The 17,148-nt window shown below is 56.7% G+C and carries 12 protein-coding genes; 2 read left to right on the forward strand and 10 right to left on the reverse strand.

Translation table 11 applies throughout. From position 1 onward, the window contains the following. Positions 1 to 4 precede the first annotated feature (4 nt). Positions 5 to 3,682: a trifunctional transcriptional regulator/proline dehydrogenase/L-glutamate gamma-semialdehyde dehydrogenase gene (putA, locus tag FPY71_RS08970; protein WP_149299753.1), complete on the reverse strand. Its 3,678-nt coding sequence runs from the start codon at positions 3,680 to 3,682 to the stop codon at positions 5 to 7. Positions 3,683 to 4,009: 327 nt separating this feature from the next. Between putA and FPY71_RS08975 the strand changes: the two genes are divergently transcribed. After that, positions 4,010 to 4,249 carry a hypothetical protein gene (locus FPY71_RS08975; protein ID WP_149299755.1) on the forward strand — a complete coding sequence of 80 codons (240 nt, stop codon included), beginning with the start codon at positions 4,010 to 4,012 and terminating at the stop codon, positions 4,247 to 4,249. Between the two features lie 80 nt (positions 4,250 to 4,329). Here the strand turns inward: FPY71_RS08975 and FPY71_RS08980 are convergent, their stop codons facing one another. Together FPY71_RS08980 and FPY71_RS08985 are read right to left on the reverse strand one after the other, a co-directional pair. Continuing rightward, on the reverse strand, positions 4,330 to 5,178 hold the full coding sequence (locus FPY71_RS08980) for a universal stress protein (protein WP_188052279.1): 849 nt from the start codon (positions 5,176 to 5,178) through the stop codon (positions 4,330 to 4,332). Between the two features lie 23 nt (positions 5,179 to 5,201). After that, entirely contained in the window at positions 5,202 to 7,886 is a 2,685-nt protein-coding gene (locus tag FPY71_RS08985) for a cation-transporting P-type ATPase (protein ID WP_149299760.1), read from the reverse strand. 281 nt (positions 7,887 to 8,167) lie between these two features. Between FPY71_RS08985 and ilvD the strand changes: the two genes are divergently transcribed. Then, a complete protein-coding gene (gene ilvD / locus FPY71_RS08990) occupies positions 8,168 to 9,997 on the forward strand; it encodes a dihydroxy-acid dehydratase (RefSeq protein WP_149299762.1) in 1,830 nt (609 codons plus the stop codon). Positions 9,998 to 10,050: 53 nt separating this feature from the next. On the opposite strand, the gene FPY71_RS08995 is transcribed toward ilvD, so the two are convergent. The 7 genes from FPY71_RS08995 to FPY71_RS09025 form a co-directional block, all read right to left on the reverse strand. Beyond that, entirely contained in the window at positions 10,051 to 11,787 is a 1,737-nt protein-coding gene (locus FPY71_RS08995; RefSeq protein ID WP_149299764.1) for an ABC transporter substrate-binding protein, read from the reverse strand. A 96-nt stretch (positions 11,788 to 11,883) separates the two neighbouring features. Next, on the reverse strand, positions 11,884 to 12,168 hold the full coding sequence (locus FPY71_RS09000; RefSeq protein ID WP_149299766.1) for a DUF2160 domain-containing protein: 285 nt from the start codon (positions 12,166 to 12,168) through the stop codon (positions 11,884 to 11,886). Position 12,169: 1 nt separating this feature from the next. Beyond that, on the reverse strand, positions 12,170 to 13,051 hold the full coding sequence (locus FPY71_RS09005) for a carbohydrate ABC transporter permease (protein ID WP_149299768.1): 882 nt from the start codon (positions 13,049 to 13,051) through the stop codon (positions 12,170 to 12,172). Next, positions 13,048 to 13,935: a carbohydrate ABC transporter permease gene (locus FPY71_RS09010; RefSeq protein WP_149299769.1), complete on the reverse strand. Its 888-nt coding sequence runs from the start codon at positions 13,933 to 13,935 to the stop codon at positions 13,048 to 13,050. The genes FPY71_RS09005 and FPY71_RS09010 overlap by 4 nt, the downstream gene beginning before the upstream one ends. Beyond that, entirely contained in the window at positions 13,932 to 15,014 is a 1,083-nt protein-coding gene (locus FPY71_RS09015) for an ABC transporter ATP-binding protein (protein ID WP_149299771.1), read from the reverse strand. Before FPY71_RS09015 ends, FPY71_RS09010 begins: the two co-directional genes overlap by 4 nt. A gap of 10 nt (positions 15,015 to 15,024) precedes the next feature. Next, positions 15,025 to 16,107, reverse strand: coding sequence for an ABC transporter ATP-binding protein (locus tag FPY71_RS09020; protein WP_149299773.1), 1,083 nt, complete (start codon positions 16,105 to 16,107; stop codon positions 15,025 to 15,027). A gap of 177 nt (positions 16,108 to 16,284) precedes the next feature. Continuing rightward, on the reverse strand, positions 16,285 to 17,049 hold the full coding sequence (locus FPY71_RS09025; RefSeq protein ID WP_149299775.1) for a Crp/Fnr family transcriptional regulator: 765 nt from the start codon (positions 17,047 to 17,049) through the stop codon (positions 16,285 to 16,287). Positions 17,050 to 17,148 lie beyond the last annotated feature (99 nt).

Consider the following 17,148-nt stretch of genomic DNA (forward strand, 5'->3'; position numbering starts at 1 on the left):
TCGGTCAGGCAATTGCCATGAGGCTGGCATTCCCGCCGGCAGCAGCAGTGTTGATGCTGGTTGCCTTTTCCTCAACCAGCCATTCAAGCTGATAAAACGCCCCGTCAGCCAGCGCCTGCACAGACAGAGCCTGCATCATGGCAATGCCACCATCCTTATCTGCAAGGCGACGTTGCAGAGTAGAAATGAATTCGCCTTCGCCCTCAGCCAGAACGGCATTCACCCGCGCCGGGATGGCACCGTCACGCAGAATTTCCGGCCGCAGATCCGCCGGCAATCTTTCCAGCTCAAACCTGTCATAATCCCTGGCGGAGATGGCCATTCCGTTTCCGGTGGCAAGCGCTGCACCCATTTGCAATGCCAGGCCGCCGGGAGTTTTGGCACACAGCATCACAAGGCCGCGCGGCATAACCTCATAGAGGTTTTTTTCACCCACCGGACCAGGAAGTTCCAGTTGAAGGCCAAGCAGTGACTGCTCTGCCTGTTCGCGCACCTTGTCAGCATCTTCCGCCTGGCCGATCTGCACCAGCCAGTCAGCAAATTGCCGCAGTGCCAATGTCAGCTCTCCGGTGCCGGTAGCGGCCGGGCGTGCGGCCAGCAGGCGCTTCAGATAAAGTGGCCCGCCAGCCTTTGGCCCCGTGCCGGAAAGACCACGCCCACCGAACGGCTGCACGCCAACAACCGCGCCAATAACATTGCGGTTCACATAAACATTGCCCGCGTGCACCCGGCTGGTGACCGCATCAATGGTCTCATCAATGCGCGTGTGCAAACCAAAGGTCAGGCCATAACCTGTGGCGTTGATCGCTTCTATGACATGCGCAAGCGCTTCTCGCCGATAACGGAGCACGTGCAGAACCGGGCCAAAAACCTCACGCTTGAGAGCGCCTATATCGTCAATTTCGACAATTGTCGGCGGCACAAATGTTCCGTGCGCCGCAGCATCTGACAAAGCGGGCTGTGTTACCTTGAAGCCGGCGCCGCGCATTGTTTCGATATGGCGCACTATGTTTGCCTGGGCCTCACTGGAAATAACCGGGCCGATATCTGCAGAAAGCCGATCCGTTGGCCCGACAGCCAACTCGTTCAATGCACCGCGCAGCATGGACAGCGTGCGATCCGCCGCCTCTTCCTGCACGCACAATATGCGCAAGGCAGAGCAACGCTGGCCAGCGCTGTCGAAAGCCGATGAAATCACATCGGCAACCACCTGCTCGGTCAGTGCAGAGGAGTCCACGATCATGGCGTTCTGACCACCGGTTTCCGCCACCAGCGGCACAATCTGGCCCGATTGCGTGCGGCGCCCGGCCAATTCAGCCTCAATCAACCGCGCCACCTCAGTGGAGCCGGTGAACAAAACGCCGCTGATCTGAGGCTGGCCAACCAGCGTGGCGCCCACGTCACCTGCGCCTGGCACCAGTTGCAAGACATCTGAGGGAATGCCGGCGGAATGCAGCAGACGCACGGCTTCTGCTGCCACCAGCGGTGTTTCTTCTGCAGGCTTGGCCAGCACCGTATTGCCAGCGGCCAAGGCTGCCGAAAGCTGACCGGTAAAGATTGCCAGCGGGAAATTCCAAGGGCTGATACAAGCCACTGGGCCAAGCGGCCTGCAGGACGCGTTGGGATAAGAGGCACGTATTTCGGCTGCGTAGTAGCGCAGAAAATCCACCGCCTCCCGCACTTCAGCCACTGCATTCGGCAGGCTCTTTCCCGCCTCCCGGATGATCAGGCCCAGCAAAGTGCCGCTGTTGGTTTCAAACAGGTCGGACGCACGGTCCAGCAGATCCGCACGCTCCTGCGCAGAGCGCTCTGCCCAGTTGCCCAGTGCCTTTTCAGCAGTCTGCACCATTGCGGCTATGCGCCCGACATCGGTGTTGCGCACCTTGCCAACAACATCGCGGTGGTCAGCCGGGTTCAGCACTGGCTCGAAGCCGGCAACACCGGTACCCTCAGGTCCTTCCGCCAGCCATTCGTGCGATGCGCTGGCCTGCATTTCCAGCGAAAGTTGCGCCAGAACGGCCTCATTTGCCAGATCATATCCGGCCGAATTGACCCGGCTTTCAGCAAACAAGGCGCGCGGCGCAGCAATCAGCGGATTGGGACTTCCCAAGGGCTCGATGGCGTTGGCTGCCTGCACAGGGTCGATCGCAAGTTCACTGACCGAAACATCTTCATCAGCAATGCGATTGACGAAAGATGAGTTTGCGCCGTTTTCCAGCAACCGACGCACCAGATAGGCCAACAGGGTTTCATGCGTGCCCACCGGCGCATAGATGCGGCATGGCCGGTCCAGCGCATCGGCACCCACCACTTCTTCGTACAGCGGTTCACCCATGCCGTGCAGGCACTGGAACTCATATTGCCCCGGCCAATAGATTGCCGGATCAGCCATGGCGTAGATGCTGGCCAGGGTTTGGGCGTTGTGGGATGCGAACTGAGGAAACACAGCTTCCGGCGCAGCCAGAAGCTGGCGCGCACAGGCAAGATAAGCCACGTCGGTGTGCACCTTGCGCGTATAAACCGGAAAGTCCGAGTAGCCTTCCACCTGCGCACGCTTGATTTCCGCGTCCCAGTAAGCGCCCTTGACCAAACGGACCATAAGGCGGTGGTGGCTGCGGTTGCCCAGATCAATCAACCAGTCAATGACCCGCGGACAGCGCTTGCCATAGGCTTGCACTACAAAGCCAATACCATCCCAGTCTGCCAGTTCCGGCTCAAACGCCAATTTCTCCAGAAGGTCGAGCGAAATTTCCAGCCGGTCTGCCTCTTCGGCATCGATGTTCAGACCGATTTTATACGTGCGGCACAGCGCAGCCAGCGCAAACACACGCGGGTAAAGCTCGTCCATCACCCGTTCCGCCTTGGCGCGCACATAGCGCGGATGCAAAGCTGAAAGCTTGATGGAAATACCCGGGCCTTCCAGCACGCCTTTGCCAGCGGCGGCCTTGCCAATCGAATGAATGGCCGCTTCATACTCTTTGTAGTAACGGGCGGCGTCCTCCGCAGTCACTGCCGCTTCGCCCAGCATGTCGTAGGAATAGCGGAAGCCCTTGCGCTCAACCGAGCGGCTTTTTTTCAATGCCTCATCAATCGTTTCACCCCGCACAAACTGTTCACCCATAAGACGCATGGCGATATCCAGCCCCTGCCGGATAACGGGCTCACCGAAGCGGGAAACAAGGCGGGACAATGCCCGCGACAGACCGGCCTCGCTGACCGTTGCCGTCAAACGGCCGGTAACCAGCAAGCCCCATGTTGCAGCATTTACAAACAGGGAGTTGTCGCCATCAATGTGCGAGCGCCAGTTACCCTTGGCAATCTTGTCTCGGATCAAGGCGTCACGCGTGGCTGTGTCCGGTATACGCAGCAGTGCCTCCGCCAGACACATAAGGGCAATGCCCTCCTGACTGGACAGGGAGTATTCGTGGATGAGACCTGGCACACCGCCGCGTGTTGCCTTGGCCCGCAAGCGATTCACCAGCGCCTCAGTCATTTCGGCAATGGCGTGGGCCAGCGCCGGCGGCTGCGCTGCTGCCCGCAGCAAGGGGGCAACTGCTTCTGCCTCTGGCAGGCGCGTGGCAGCGGTAATTGCCTGGCGCATTGGGGTCTGCGCCGCCACAGGGGTGGCAAAGTCTGCAAATGCCCTGTTTGCCTGCTGCACTGTACCGCTATCAAATTTCATGGTTAACCCCATATTGTCACGCGTTCACGCAATTATGGCGCGCAAAATAGCCGGTTTTTGCCATATTTATAACGGCATATTTTGCCATAATGCCGAATATTATTTGGCAATATAGCCTTCTTACCGAATTATACTTTATACGATCCGGCCAAACCCTTGTGGCAATTCACTTTCTTCCTGAAGCCCGCTTTCCATAAATCGTAGAAGAGACACAACTTTAGGAGAGCTTGCGGGAAAGCCCGCTTCTGGCGTAGTCAGGAAGAGTGATTTTGCCATTTCAGTTATTTATCGCTTTTCATTTCAACCCCGTTTTTGAGGCATATTATCGTGCACACTTCCGGCCCAATTCCGGACTCTGAAACCAGACCGCAGCATGCGCTCGAAACGCTGGTTTCTCCAGAGGTGCGTTCCAGAATTCTTGAAGTCATTTCGTCTGCCCGCATGGTCGGAAAAGCCGAGTTGCTGGCAAACCTTGCACCCGTCAAAGACCCCACATTGCGTGAGGAATTTGAACGGCAGCTTGAAGCCGCCCGCGAAAATCTGGAGCGCATGCTCGTCAATCCATAAAAAAACGGACTGCTACAGTGCAGCCCGTTGCAATGTACCGGGGCGTTTTCGCAAGGCGAAAATGCCCCGTTTTCATGACCTCAGTGCGCCAGAAAAAGTGTCACCGGCGTTTTGTGCAGAAGCTCGGTTGTTATCCCACCCAGAACAGCCTGCTGCATGCGTGAATGCGCATAGGTTCCCATCACCATCATGTCGGCACCGGATTCCACAGCATGCGTGCGCAATGTTTCCGCCACATTGCGCTTTGCCGCATGCAGCGTGGTTTCCGTGGCGGTAATTCCATGTGCAGCGAGATAGTGAACCGCTTTGGCAGCGGGTTCATGATCAGTCACGTTCTTCTCGCCAAGAACCGTAACGATTTCCACGCTTTTCGCGGCGTGCAACAGCGGCAATGCTTCCCGAACGGCACGTATGGCCGGCACGCTGCCATCCCAGGCAATCAGAATTTTTTCCGGAATTGCGGCACTGCCACCCTCTGGCACACGAATTACCGGCCGTCCGCTGCGGAAAAGCAGCGCTTCAACGATTTCCCGTTCATCGCGCAGAGTGCTGCTGCCACCATCAATGACCACAATATCCTGCAACTGGGCGCGCAGGGCAGCGCGGCCGACAAGCGCCAGAAAGTCCAGCGCAATCACCTTGCTTACAACCGGCACTCCGGCGTCGCGCGCTGAGGTTTCGGCAATTTTTGTGCTGGCCTCTGCAGCGTCTGCCAATTGCTGGCTCTGCTCCGCCATCATCTGACCCGGCAAACTGGTAATCAGGCTGTAAGGCGCCCATGCAGGCTGCGGCGAAAGATAGTCAATCGTCAACTGCCCCTCAAAATGCCGGCTGATTTCAATCGCCAGACGCGTTGCCGGACTGGCAGACTGGCGCACCTCTGCTTCAGGTAGCAAAGTCAGAAGTATGGTTTTGTAAGCGATTGACATCCGTCCCGTTTCCTTATGATCGGTCATTCTGTTGCCAGGCGGCCTGCCCCCAGCAGTGTTTTTTCAACTTCAAGTATGAGCAGAAGCGCCACGCCAATGGCGATGATAACAAGCCCGTCGGCCAAAGGCACCGGCTGACTTGCAAACAATGTGTGCATAATTGGAAGATAAGTGAAGGCTATCTGCGCCAGAGTGACTGCTGCCAGCGCCACCAGCAGAATGGGCGTACCGACAATACCCCGCCAGCTTATTGAAGGCGCGTGCAGATATCGCACATTGAACAGGTAGAAAATCTCCATAACCACCAGAGTGTTCACCACCATTGTGCGGGCGACATCCTGCCCCAGCCCGCGCCACATGGCCCAGTAATAGATGAAGAACACGCCAAGGGTGAACAACAGAGAAACAAACACCACGCGCCACAGCAGGAACCGCGACAGCAATGGCGCATTGGCCGGGCGCGGCGGGCGCGTCATCACATTCGGTTCCGGCGGCTCGAATGCCAGCACCAGCCCCAGAGTTACAGTCAGCACCATATTGATCCACAAAATTTGCGCCGGTGTCATTGGCAGGGCCAAACCCAGCAGCAACGCAACCACAACGGCAATTGCCTCGCCGCCATTGGTCGGCAATGTCCAGGCTATGACTTTGCGAATATTGTCATAAACGGTCCGGCCCTCGCGCACTGCCGCCACAATGGATGCGAAATTGTCATCACCCAGCACCATTTCGGCAGCCTCCTTGGCTGCCTCCGTGCCTTTCCTGCCCATGGCCACGCCGACATTGGCCTGCTTGAGCGACGGTGCATCGTTAACACCGTCCCCGGTCATCGCCACAACATCCCCGCGTGATTGCAGAGCGCGCACTATGCGCAACTTGTGCTCGGGATTGGTTCTGGCAAACACCGCAATATTGCGTGCCACGTCGGGCAGCATTGCGTCGGGCACCTTGTCCAGTTCGGCCCCGGTCATGGCTTGCGGATTGTCTGAAAGGTTGAGCTGGCGGGCAATTGCCAACGCCGTATCTCTATGGTCACCCGTTATCATTTTAACGGCAATGCCCGCAGTACGGCAATCGGCAATGGCGGCTATGGCCTCCTCACGCGGCGGATCTATAAAGCCGACAATTCCCAGAAACTGCAGCTCATGCTGCACCGTCTGCATGTCCAGAGACGCGCCCGCCCCGGCACGCCGCGCTGCAAAGCCCAGCACCCGCTCACCCTGCGCCGCGGCCTGCGCAATTCTGCCTTCCCATTCATCAGCGCTGGCATTCTCGCACATGGCCAGCACCCGCTCCGGTGCGCCTTTAACAAATATCCACTGCCCGTCATCCGGGGTGGTGTGCAGCGTTGCCATGTAACGGTGCTCGGCATCAAACGGAATGGCATCGACCCGCAGCCAGTTTTGCCGAACTGCTTCCACATCCAGACCGGCTTTCATGGCAAGAGCAACAAGTGCCCCCTCCATGGGATCACCCAGCACATGCCAATTGTCATCCAGGGCTTTTAAATCCGCATCGTTGCAAAGCGCAGCGTTATAAAAAAGCAGGTCCTCATCGCTGGCAGGTGTCTGGCCCGACACGGTCAGGCCGTCGCCGATCCGGCCTTCCGGCTTGTAGCCTACACCTGCAACCTGCGCGTGCGTCTGATGAGTCACAAACCGCCGCGCTGTCATTTCATTGCGTGTTAAAGTGCCGGTCTTGTCGGAACAGATAACCGAGGTCGCCCCAAGCGTTTCAACCGCTGGCAGGCGCCGAACAATGGCATGGCGCTGTGCCATGCGCTGAACACCGATCGCCAGGGTGATGGTTATAACCGCAGGCAGGCCCTCTGGCACAACGCCCACTGCCAGTGCAACCACCACCATCAGCGCATCCACCGGCGAATAGCCGCGCACCAGCGTGGCGAAGGCAAACAGCAACACCGAAAGGCCCAGCGCAAAATAGGTGAACAGCTCGCCGAAGCGATTGATCTGCTGCAACAAAGGGGTGGTGAGGCTTTGCACACCGCCCATCAACGCGCTGATTTTGCCAATTTCCGTGGTAGTGCCCGTTGCAACCACCACGCCGCGCGCCTGACCTGTTGCAACAATGGTGCCGGAATACAGCATGGAACCACGGTCGCCCAGGGCGGCAGCCTCGCCAACCGGCAGCACGCCTTTGGCAGCAGGCACAGATTCACCGGTCAGGATGGACTCGTCGACCACGCAGGAATGTGCACTGAACACGCGCATATCTGCGGGCACCTTGTCACCGGCCTCCAGCAGGACCACATCACCCGGCACCAGCCTGTCAACATCAAGCGATTGACGCACCCCGCCACGCAGGACATTGGCATGCGGAGCAATCATGTCACGAAGGGCATTGAGCGCCTGCTCCGCTTTGCCTTCCTGCAAAAAGCCGATGATGGCGTTGATCAGCACAACCGCAACAATGACCGAGGCGTCTATGACATGGCCCAGAATAAACGCTGCAATGGCTGCGGACAAAAGAAAATAGATCAGCACATTGTTGAATTGGGCAAGAAAGCGCACAATTGGCGAAACCGGCTTGCGTTCGGGCAGGCTGTTCGGCCCGAAGGTTTGTAGCCTTGTCTCAGCTTCTTCAGGCGAAAGCCCCGTTGCACTGCTGCCCAGCTCTAGCAAAACCTGCTCGGAATCAAGGCAATGGGCGTTGGGAAGCTGGAGCAACTCAGGCGCGGAATCGAGCATGGGCGGTCGATGTCTCCAATTGGCGCTGGGTCTATCAACAGTAGACCCCGCTGTGTGAAGCCGCAAACCGGCATCGGCCACCCTTCATGCACGATTCAGTTATTGCATGGGTTGATCGGGATCAATTGAAGCCAAGTTTAACAACAGCGCCGGTCTGGCCATTACGGCAGAAAAGGCGTAACCTGCGTTACGGAAGACTTGTTCCCATTCTAAATTCTGGATTATGGTGTGTTGAACACCTGCTCCTCAACCGGGAACAGCCACAATTAAAGGACGCCACAATGCCTGCATATCGCTCCCGCACAACCACGCACGGTCGCAACATGGCCGGTGCACGTGGCCTTTGGCGCGCCACCGGAATGAAGGACGACGATTTCGGCAAGCCCATCATTGCCGTGGTCAACTCCTTTACCCAGTTTGTACCGGGGCATGTGCACCTGAAGGATCTGGGACAGCTGGTTGCACGCGAAATTGAAAAAGCCGGTGGTGTGGCCAAGGAGTTCAACACCATTGCAGTGGATGATGGCATCGCCATGGGGCATGATGGCATGCTCTATTCCCTGCCCTCGCGGGAGTTGATTGCCGATAGCGTGGAATACATGGTCAACGCCCATTGCGCGGATGCAATGGTGTGCATTTCCAACTGCGACAAAATCACCCCCGGCATGTTGATGGCGGCACTGCGGCTTAACATACCGGTCGTGTTTGTTTCCGGCGGACCAATGGAAGCGGGCAAGGTCACCTGGGAAGGCAAAGAGAAAAAGCTGGACCTGGTGGATGCAATGGTTGCCGCCGCAGATGACCGCATTTCGGATGAGGAAGTGCAGGCCATTGAACGGTCTGCCTGCCCGACATGCGGCTCATGCTCAGGCATGTTCACCGCAAATTCCATGAACTGTCTGACAGAGGCGCTTGGCCTTTCCCTGCCTGGCAACGGCTCCACCCTTGCCACCCATGCAGACCGCCGCCGCCTGTTTGTGGAAGCGGGGCACCTGATTGTTGATCTGGCCCGCCGCCACTACGAGCAGGACGATGAGTCCGTTCTGCCACGGGCGATTGCCAATTTCGCCGCGTTTGAAAACGCCATGACGCTGGATATTGCCATGGGCGGTTCCACCAACACGGTGCTGCATCTGCTGGCGGCTGCGTTTGAAGCCGAAATCGACTTCACCATGGAAGACATTGACCGGCTTTCCCGCCGTGTGCCGGTGCTGTGCAAGGTAGCGCCTGCCATTGCCAATGTGCATATGGAAGATGTGCACCATGCCGGCGGCATCATGGGCATCCTGGGTGAACTGGACCGGGGCGGCCTCCTGGATACCAGCGTTGGCTCTATCCACGCGGCATCTTTGAAAGACGCTCTCGACCGCTGGGATATCAAGCGGACAAACAGCAGCAGTGTGCAGGAGTTTTTCCGCGCTGCGCCCGGCGGCGTTCCAACACAGGTTGCTTTCAGTCAGGAGCGCCGCTTTGCCGATCTGGACACGGACCGGGAAAATGGCGTTATCCGCAGTGCCGAGCACGCATTTTCCAAAGATGGCGGCCTGGCCGTTCTCTACGGCAACCTTGCGGAACAGGGCTGCATTGTCAAAACCGCTGGTGTGGACGAGAGCATTCTGAAATTCACCGGTCAGGCCCGGATTTTTGAAAGTCAGGACGCCGCCGTTTACGGCATTCTGAACAACAAGGTTCACGCTGGCGATATTGTTCTTATTCGCTATGAAGGGCCACGTGGTGGCCCCGGCATGCAGGAAATGCTGTACCCGACCAGCTATCTGAAATCCAAGGGTCTGGGCAAGGAGTGCGCGCTCATTACGGATGGCCGGTTCTCCGGTGGTTCGTCAGGCCTGTCCATTGGCCATGTTTCGCCGGAGGCAGCGGAAGGCGGCACAATCGGCCTGGTGCGCGAGGGTGACCGTATCGAAATCGACATTCCAAACCGCACCATTCACCTGGCGGTGAGTGATGAGGAACTGGCCCACCGCCGCGCTGCGCAGGACAAGGCGGGCTGGCACCCGGTTGAACCGCGCAAGCGCAAGGTGACGGCAGCGCTTCGCGCCTACGCTTCCATGACAACCAGCGCCGCCAAGGGTGCGGTTCGCAATATCTGAATCATGCGCAGGGGCCGCTGCACTATTGCACAGCGGCCCCTGAACAATCCTGGTCAGTTGCTTTTCGCGTCTGCCCAGCTTTTCACCAGATCGTCATAGTTCACGGTCTGCGGCTGTTCTTTTTCATTTTCAATTTTCAACTGCGGGGCAAGTGTGCCTTCTTCCTTGGCTTTCTCCGCCCAATAGGCCAGGTCGTGCTCCTCATTCAGCTTCGGACCCTTGTCGCCCTGAATTCCGGCGCGCTCCAGACGGGCCAGAACCTTTTCCTGCTCTTCGCACAGGGAATCCATTGCTTCCTGCGGAGTTTTGGTACCGGCCGAAGCATCGCCAATTGCCTGCCACCACAACTGAGCCAGTTTTGGATAATCCGGCACGTTGGTGCCGGTGGGCGACCATTGCACGCGCGCTGGCGAGCGGTAGAACTCAATCAGCCCGCCCAGATCCGGTGCACGCTCGGTAAAGCTGTCATGGCGAATTGAGCTTTCGCGAATAAGCGTCAGGCCGACATGGCTCTTTTTGACGTCCACTGTCTTGGATGTGACGAACTGCGCATAAAGCCATGCAGCCTTGGCACGGTCTTCCGGTGTTGATTTCATCAACGTCCAGGAGCCCACGTCCTGATAGCCAAGCTTCATGCCATCTTTCCAGTACACCCCGTGTGGCGAAGGTGCCATGCGCCATTTTGGCGTGCCATCCTCATTCACCACCGGCAGGCCCGGTTTCACCGCATCGGCCGTGAAGGCCGTGTACCAGAAGATCTGCTGGGCAATGTTGCCTTGCGCTGGCACTGGTCCGGATTCAGAGAATGTCATGCCCTGCGCTTCCGGCGGGGCATAGGCTTTCAGCCAGTCCAGATATTTGGTTATAGCGTAAACCGAGGCCGGGCCATTGGTGTCACCACCACGCGCCACGCAGGAGCCAACCGGCTGGCTCTGCGCATTGACACGTATGCCCCATTCATCGACCGGAAGACCATTGGGAATGCCCTTGTCGCCATTGCCGGCCATGGACAGCCATGCATCGGTAAACCGCCAGCCAAGGGAAGGATCCTTTTTGCCGTAGTCCATATGGCCGAAGACTTTTTTGCCATCAATCTCCCGCCCAGTGAAGAATTCGGCAATATCCTCATAAGCGGACCAGTTTACCGGAACGCCAAGATCGTAGCCGTATTTGGCCTTGAAATCAGCCTTATTGGTTTCATCATTGAACCAATCGTAACGGAACCAGTACAGGTTGGCGAACTGCTGATCCGGCAGCTGATAAAGCTTTTTGTCAGGTGCGGTTGTAAAGGATGTTCCGATAAAGTCGTCCAGATCAAGCCCCGGATTTGTGACATCCTTACCCTCATTTGCCATCCAGTCTGTCAGGTTGCGCACTTGATCGTAACGCCAGTGAGTGCCGATCAGATCGGAATCGTTGACATAGGCGTCATAGATATTTTCGCCCGACTGCATCTGAGTTTGCAGCTTTTCCACCACGTCACCCTCGCCTATCAGGTCATGGGTGATTTTGATGCCGGTTATGGCGGTGAATGCGGGGGCCAGAACCTTGGACTCATATTCATGCGTGGTAATGGTTTCGGAAACCACTTTAATGTCCATGCCGGCAAAAGGCTGGGCGGCATCAATAAACCACTGAAGCTCCTGTTCCTGCTCTTCACGTGTCAGAACAGACAGATCCTTCACTTCATCATCCAGAAATTTTTTCGCCGCTTCCATATCCGCGAAAGCTGGCCCAGCGCCAATTGTCAATGCAATGGCGGCAGCAGAAACCTTCCATTTCCATCTCATTGGTAAACTCCTCCCAGAGCTTGCGGCCGGTCTTATTTGCCAAATGCATTGCTGCGACCAGCCAGAACCGCATGCATTTTTCGTCGCGCGCCGGTTTCACACGAAGCAGAACACCAGCACTGCATAGAGCAGGCAGACGCCCAGCGCCCACCACAAAGCAAGATCGGATGCCACCAGCCAACCGAGGCAGATGAACGCCGAACCAAGAAGCGAGATGAACAGCCTGTCGCCGCGCGTTGTTTCAAAGCGCAGGACACCAATGCGCGGCCCGCCACCGGGAGAAAGGAACTCCCACACACCCATCATTGCTATCAGGCAGGCAATGGTGATGAAGAAAATGGCCGTCGGCCACGTCCACGCCATCCAGGAAAGGTCCGGCATTTTATACCCTCCCCAGGGCAAAGCCCTTGGCAATGTAGTTGCGTACAAACCAGATCACGATGGCACCTGGGATCAGTGTCAAAACGCCAGCGGCGGCTAACAATCCCCAATCCAGCCCGGAAGCAGACACCGTGCGTGTCATGATGGCCGAAATCGGCTTGGCAGCCGTAACCGTCAATGTTCGGGCAATCAGCAGTTCCACCCATGAAAACATGAAGCAGAAGAATGCTGCCACGCCGATACCGCTGGCAATCAACGGCATGAATATTTTGATGAAAAACTTCGGAAAAGAGTAGCCGTCAATATAGGCGGTTTCGTCGATTTCCTTCGGCACACCGGACATGAAGCCTTCAAGAATCCACACCGCCAGCGGCACATTGAACAGGCAATGGGCCAGCGCCACCGCAATATGCGTGTCGATCAGGCCAAAGGCGGAATAAAGCTGAAAGAAGGGCAACGCGAAAACAGCAGGCGGTGCCATGCGGTTGGTGAGCAACCAGAAAAACAAGTGCTTATCGCCCAGAAAGCGATAACGGGAAAAGGCGTAAGCGGCAGGCAGTGCCACAGCGACAGAAATGCCGGTGTTCATCACCACATAGATGACGGAATTGATATAGCCCGAATACCAGGATGGATCGGTGAATATGATCTCGTAGTTTCTAAGAGTGAAGTCTTCCGGGAACAGCGTGAACTTGTTGAGGATTTCATTATTGGTTTTGAAGCTCATGTTGATCAGCCAATAAATTGGCAGCAACAGAAACAGAATATAGAGGGCTGGTATCAGCGCCTTGAGCTTGAAGCGGCCGGTTTTCAGCCGGGATCTGGCTTTCAGCAGGCTTTCAGAATGTTGGGCTGGCGGCAGTTCGCGCGTGGTCGTGCTCATTTGCCAGCCTCCCCACCCGAACGATCCTGACCGGTCTGGGTCATCACAGTGTAGAACACCCATGACAGCGCCAGAATGATCAGAAAGTAAATCAGCGACATGGCTGCCGCGGGGCCAAGATCGAACTGCCCGACCGCCATTTTCACAAGATCAATCGACAGGAACGTAGTGGAGTTTCCAGGGCCGCCACCAGTGACCACGAAAGGCTCAGTGTAAATCATGAAACTGTCCATAAACCGCAGCAAAACGGCGATGGTCAGCACGCGCTTCATTTTGGGCAGCTCTATGTAGCGAAACACCGCCCAGCGGGATGCACCATCAATGCGCGCCGCCTGATAATAGGCATCGGGAATGGAAACCAGTCCGGCATAGCACAGAAGCACCACCAGGCTTGTCCAGTGCCAGACATCCATGATGACCAGCGTTATCCACGCATGAGTGGCGTTCTGAACATAATTGTACTGAATGCCAAGCGAAGCCAGCGTGTGGCCCAGAAGCCCGATATCAATGCGGCCAAACACCTGCCAGATTGTGCCCACGACATTCCATGGGATCAGCAGCGGCAGCGCCATCAGCACCAGACAGACAGAAACGAACACGCCCTTTTTCGGCATGGCCAGCGCAACGATGATGCCCAGCGGCACTTCAATACACAGTATGATTGCAGAGAAAGCCAGGTTGCGCAGAAGCGCATCATGAAACCTGGATGATGTCAGAATTTCAAGAAACCAGTCGGTTCCGTTCCAGAAAAACACGTTGTTGCCAAATGTATCCTGAACCGAATAATTCACCACAGTCATTAGCGGAATGATGGCGGAAAAGGCCACCAGCAGAAGCACCGGCAGAACTAGAAACCACGCGCGGTTGTCAAAGGCCTTGTTCATGCCCGCTCCCTTTCCACCAGCCATGAATCCGCATAGAGATTCAACGCCTCCGGTGCGAAAGCGATGTCGGCCTCAGCCGGTATTTCACCCGCTTCATCAACAATCGCGCTCAGTGGCTGGCCGGCAAATTCCGCCCGGACAATCTTCTCGGAACCGATATCCTCCACTCGGCGGATGGTTATCGGGTAACCCTGCCCTCGCGGCAGAACCTGAACAAATTCCGGGCGAATTCCCAGTTCCAGCGCTCGGCTGGCGGCAGGAGAGCCAATGGCTTGCGGCAGGTTGATACGGTGCCCACCCACAATGGCCTGCCCGCCTTCCAGCGTGCAGGGCAGAAGGTTCATTCCTGGAGAACCAATGAAATAACCAACGAATGTGTGGCGCGGTCGGGAAAAAAGCTCTTCCGGTGTGCCGACCTGCACCACTTCACCATCCACCATGACAAACACCTTGTCGGCAAAGGTCAGCGCTTCCGTCTGATCATGCGTCACGTAAATCATCGTGCGGCGAAACTCTGCATGCAGTTCCTTGAGCTGCGAACGCAATTGCCATTTCATCTGCGGGTCAATCACCGTCAATGGTTCATCAAACAAAACCGCAGCAACGTCAGAGCGCACCAGCCCGCGCCCAAGGGAAATTTTCTGCTTTTCATCCGCCGTCAATCCGGCAGCACGCCGATTGGCTTTTTCCGCCAAACCAATGCGCTCCAGAATATCGCGCACGCGGCGCTCCGTTTCCTTTGCACCAATGCGCCGGTTGCGAAGTGGAAAGGCCAGGTTCTGCGCCACGGTCATGGTGTCATAGACAACGGGAAACTGAAAAACCTGCGCTATGTTGCGGGCCTGCGTGCTCAGTTCCGTTACGTCCTGCTCGTCAAATAAAATTCGCCCTTCAGAGGGTGCCAGCAAACCGGAAATCAGGTTCAGAAGTGTGGTTTTGCCGCAGCCCGATGGCCCAAGCAGTGCGTAGGCCCCACCATCTTCAAACGTATGGTCAATCTGCCGCAGCGCATATTGGCCGGCTGCCGCCAATTCCGGTGTGTATGCATGCCGAATACGATCAAGTCGAATGCGGGCCATAGGATTCCTTTCAGGCGGCGCGGCTCAGAAACCTTCCGGTCGCGCTGCCATCAACTCCAAAAACAAGCACCTTTTCCGGGTCGACATAAAGCCTTATTGCGTCGCCGGGTGCATGTCGCTCCACCCCGCGAACCAGAGCAATTATGCGGCCATCGCTGATCTGCACGTGCAGAAAGCTTTCCGAACCGGTCATTTCTGAAACAACCACATTGCCCGCAAGGCTGACCGAATGCCCGCTTAGGGGAACAATGGACAGATGATGCGGACGAATGGCCAATTGGTAAGGCCCATCGGCAATGTGAGAAAAATGTCGGGCCACCGGCAGCAGCAACCCGTTCTGCGATACAAAATTGGGTCCGTGTTTGTTGAAAGCCAGCACGTTGAGCGGCGGATCTGAAAATGTCCGTGCCGTTATCAGCAATTCCGGGTTTCTGTAAACTTCCGCGGTTGGGCCAAACTGGGTAATACGGCCCTCACTCAAAGTGCCCGTGTTGCCGCCCAGAAGCAGCGCCTCTGCTGGTTCGGTGGTTGCGTACACCAGCACTGCCGCAGACTGCGCAAAAATTCTTGGCAGCTCTTCCCGCAGTTCCTCCCTCAGCTTGTAGTCCAGATTGGCCAGCGGTTCATCCAGCAGAACCAGCCCTGCCCGTTTGACAAGCGCCCGCGCCAGTGCCGTACGCTGTTGCTGGCCACCCGAAAGATTGGCCGGCAGGCGCTGCAAATAGGGCTCCAGCCGCAACAGGCGGGCTGCCTCTCCCACCCGCTGATCGATATCAGCTTGCCCAACCCCCGCCAGCCGCAGCGGAGAGGCAATGTTTTCAAACACCGTCATGGACGGATAATTGATAAACTGCTGGTAAACCATCGCCACACCACGATGGCGCACGGACACGCCCGTCACATCCTGCCCATCCATGCGGATTTGCCCGGTCTCAGGCTTGTCCAACCCGGCCATAAGCCGCATGAGACTGGTTTTTCCGGAAAGAGTCGGCCCCAGCAAAACGTTCAACGAGCCACGCGCCAGCTTAAGCGTTGCGTTGCTGATATGCGCCTGCCTGCCAACGTTTTTTGAAACGTTTATCAGTTCCAGCATTGCCCCTCCCAAGGCTACAGCCGTCACTTCGTAAGTCTTACAGGGTAATTTATACTTATCGTTTCCTGCTCATTCCGCATTGCAGCAAAAACAACTGCTAATGCCAAACATCAGAGATGGTGATCCAAAGAACGCGGAACGTCAATCTCCATTATCGTGAAGATAAAACCTTCAGTTCTAATGCAGCCGGAAATAGCGCAATGACCGCCCGCCATCTTTCAAATGCAGGTAACTGCCATCAAATTGCGCGATGCCCCGCAGCTTGTGCCAGTCCAGAACAATGGCCTCACGGTTTTGCAAAAGAACGATATTCTGCGATTTCAGCTCCTGCAGCACGCGGTTGACATGCACAACCGAAAGCCCCACCGCATCGCTGAGGTCAGATTGAGTCAGCGGAAAGCTGAAACGGCTTTGATCCACAAGACCCACGCTTTCCAGCCGCACTGCCAGCTCACATAAAAGGTGGCTGATACGCCGCAGCCCGGTGCGCCGCCCGACATTGACAATCCACTCGCGAAACATCGAACCATCGATCAGCGTATCGCGCCAGAGCAAGTTGGCCAGATGCGGGTGTTGCCGCACCCAGTTGCGAAAGGTTGAATGCGGCACAAGCCCAAGCTGACAAGGCGCTGCCGCTGCCAGGCTGTGGTCCATGACATCAACATGCAAGCTGTAGAAATCCGGAAAATCACCCGGGGTGTGAAACGACATGATCTGTCGCTTGCCATCAACAAGAATTTTATACCGGCACGCCAGACCACTGATAATCAGGCAGCAATGTCGCGGATTGGAGCCCTCCGCCGCGATGACGTGACCTTCCGCCACATTCACCAGCGACATTTCAAGCGACGCAATTGCAGCCTCGTCTTCTGCCCATAAATCGCCAATGTTTGCGAGCTTGCGGGCAAGCATCTGCGAACCTGGCTGATGATGAAGCATCATTCACTCGATCTCCCGAACAGGCACGCTTTCGGCAATATCCGAAAGCACAAGAGTATAACCAAGAAAAATCAGTAGGATACACCAGCTCCCGTAAAGTGC

This window comes from Aureimonas fodinaquatilis, from assembly GCF_008369445.1.
Lineage (GTDB): Bacteria > Pseudomonadota > Alphaproteobacteria > Rhizobiales > Rhizobiaceae > Aureimonas > Aureimonas fodinaquatilis.

What these genes read in the sequence shown, in the direction of transcription:
- FPY71_RS09025 (WP_149299775.1), bottom strand. Translation starts at nt 17,049, where the DNA reads ATGATGCTTCATCATCAGCCAGGTTCGCAGATGCTTGCCCGCAAGCTC.
- FPY71_RS09015 (WP_149299771.1), bottom strand. Translation starts at nt 15,014, where the DNA reads ATGGCCCGCATTCGACTTGATCGTATTCGGCATGCATACACACCGGAA.
- FPY71_RS09005 (WP_149299768.1), bottom strand. Translation starts at nt 13,051, where the DNA reads ATGAGCACGACCACGCGCGAACTGCCGCCAGCCCAACATTCTGAAAGC.
- putA (WP_149299753.1), bottom strand. Translation starts at nt 3,682, where the DNA reads ATGAAATTTGATAGCGGTACAGTGCAGCAGGCAAACAGGGCATTTGCA.
- FPY71_RS09020 (WP_149299773.1), bottom strand. Translation starts at nt 16,107, where the DNA reads ATGCTGGAACTGATAAACGTTTCAAAAAACGTTGGCAGGCAGGCGCAT.
- FPY71_RS09010 (WP_149299769.1), bottom strand. Translation starts at nt 13,935, where the DNA reads ATGAACAAGGCCTTTGACAACCGCGCGTGGTTTCTAGTTCTGCCGGTG.
- ilvD (WP_149299762.1), top strand. Translation starts at nt 8,168, where the DNA reads ATGCCTGCATATCGCTCCCGCACAACCACGCACGGTCGCAACATGGCC.
- FPY71_RS08995 (WP_149299764.1), bottom strand. Translation starts at nt 11,787, where the DNA reads ATGAGATGGAAATGGAAGGTTTCTGCTGCCGCCATTGCATTGACAATT.
- FPY71_RS09000 (WP_149299766.1), bottom strand. Translation starts at nt 12,168, where the DNA reads ATGCCGGACCTTTCCTGGATGGCGTGGACGTGGCCGACGGCCATTTTC.
- FPY71_RS08985 (WP_149299760.1), bottom strand. Translation starts at nt 7,886, where the DNA reads ATGCTCGATTCCGCGCCTGAGTTGCTCCAGCTTCCCAACGCCCATTGC.
- FPY71_RS08980 (WP_188052279.1), bottom strand. Translation starts at nt 5,178, where the DNA reads ATGTCAATCGCTTACAAAACCATACTTCTGACTTTGCTACCTGAAGCA.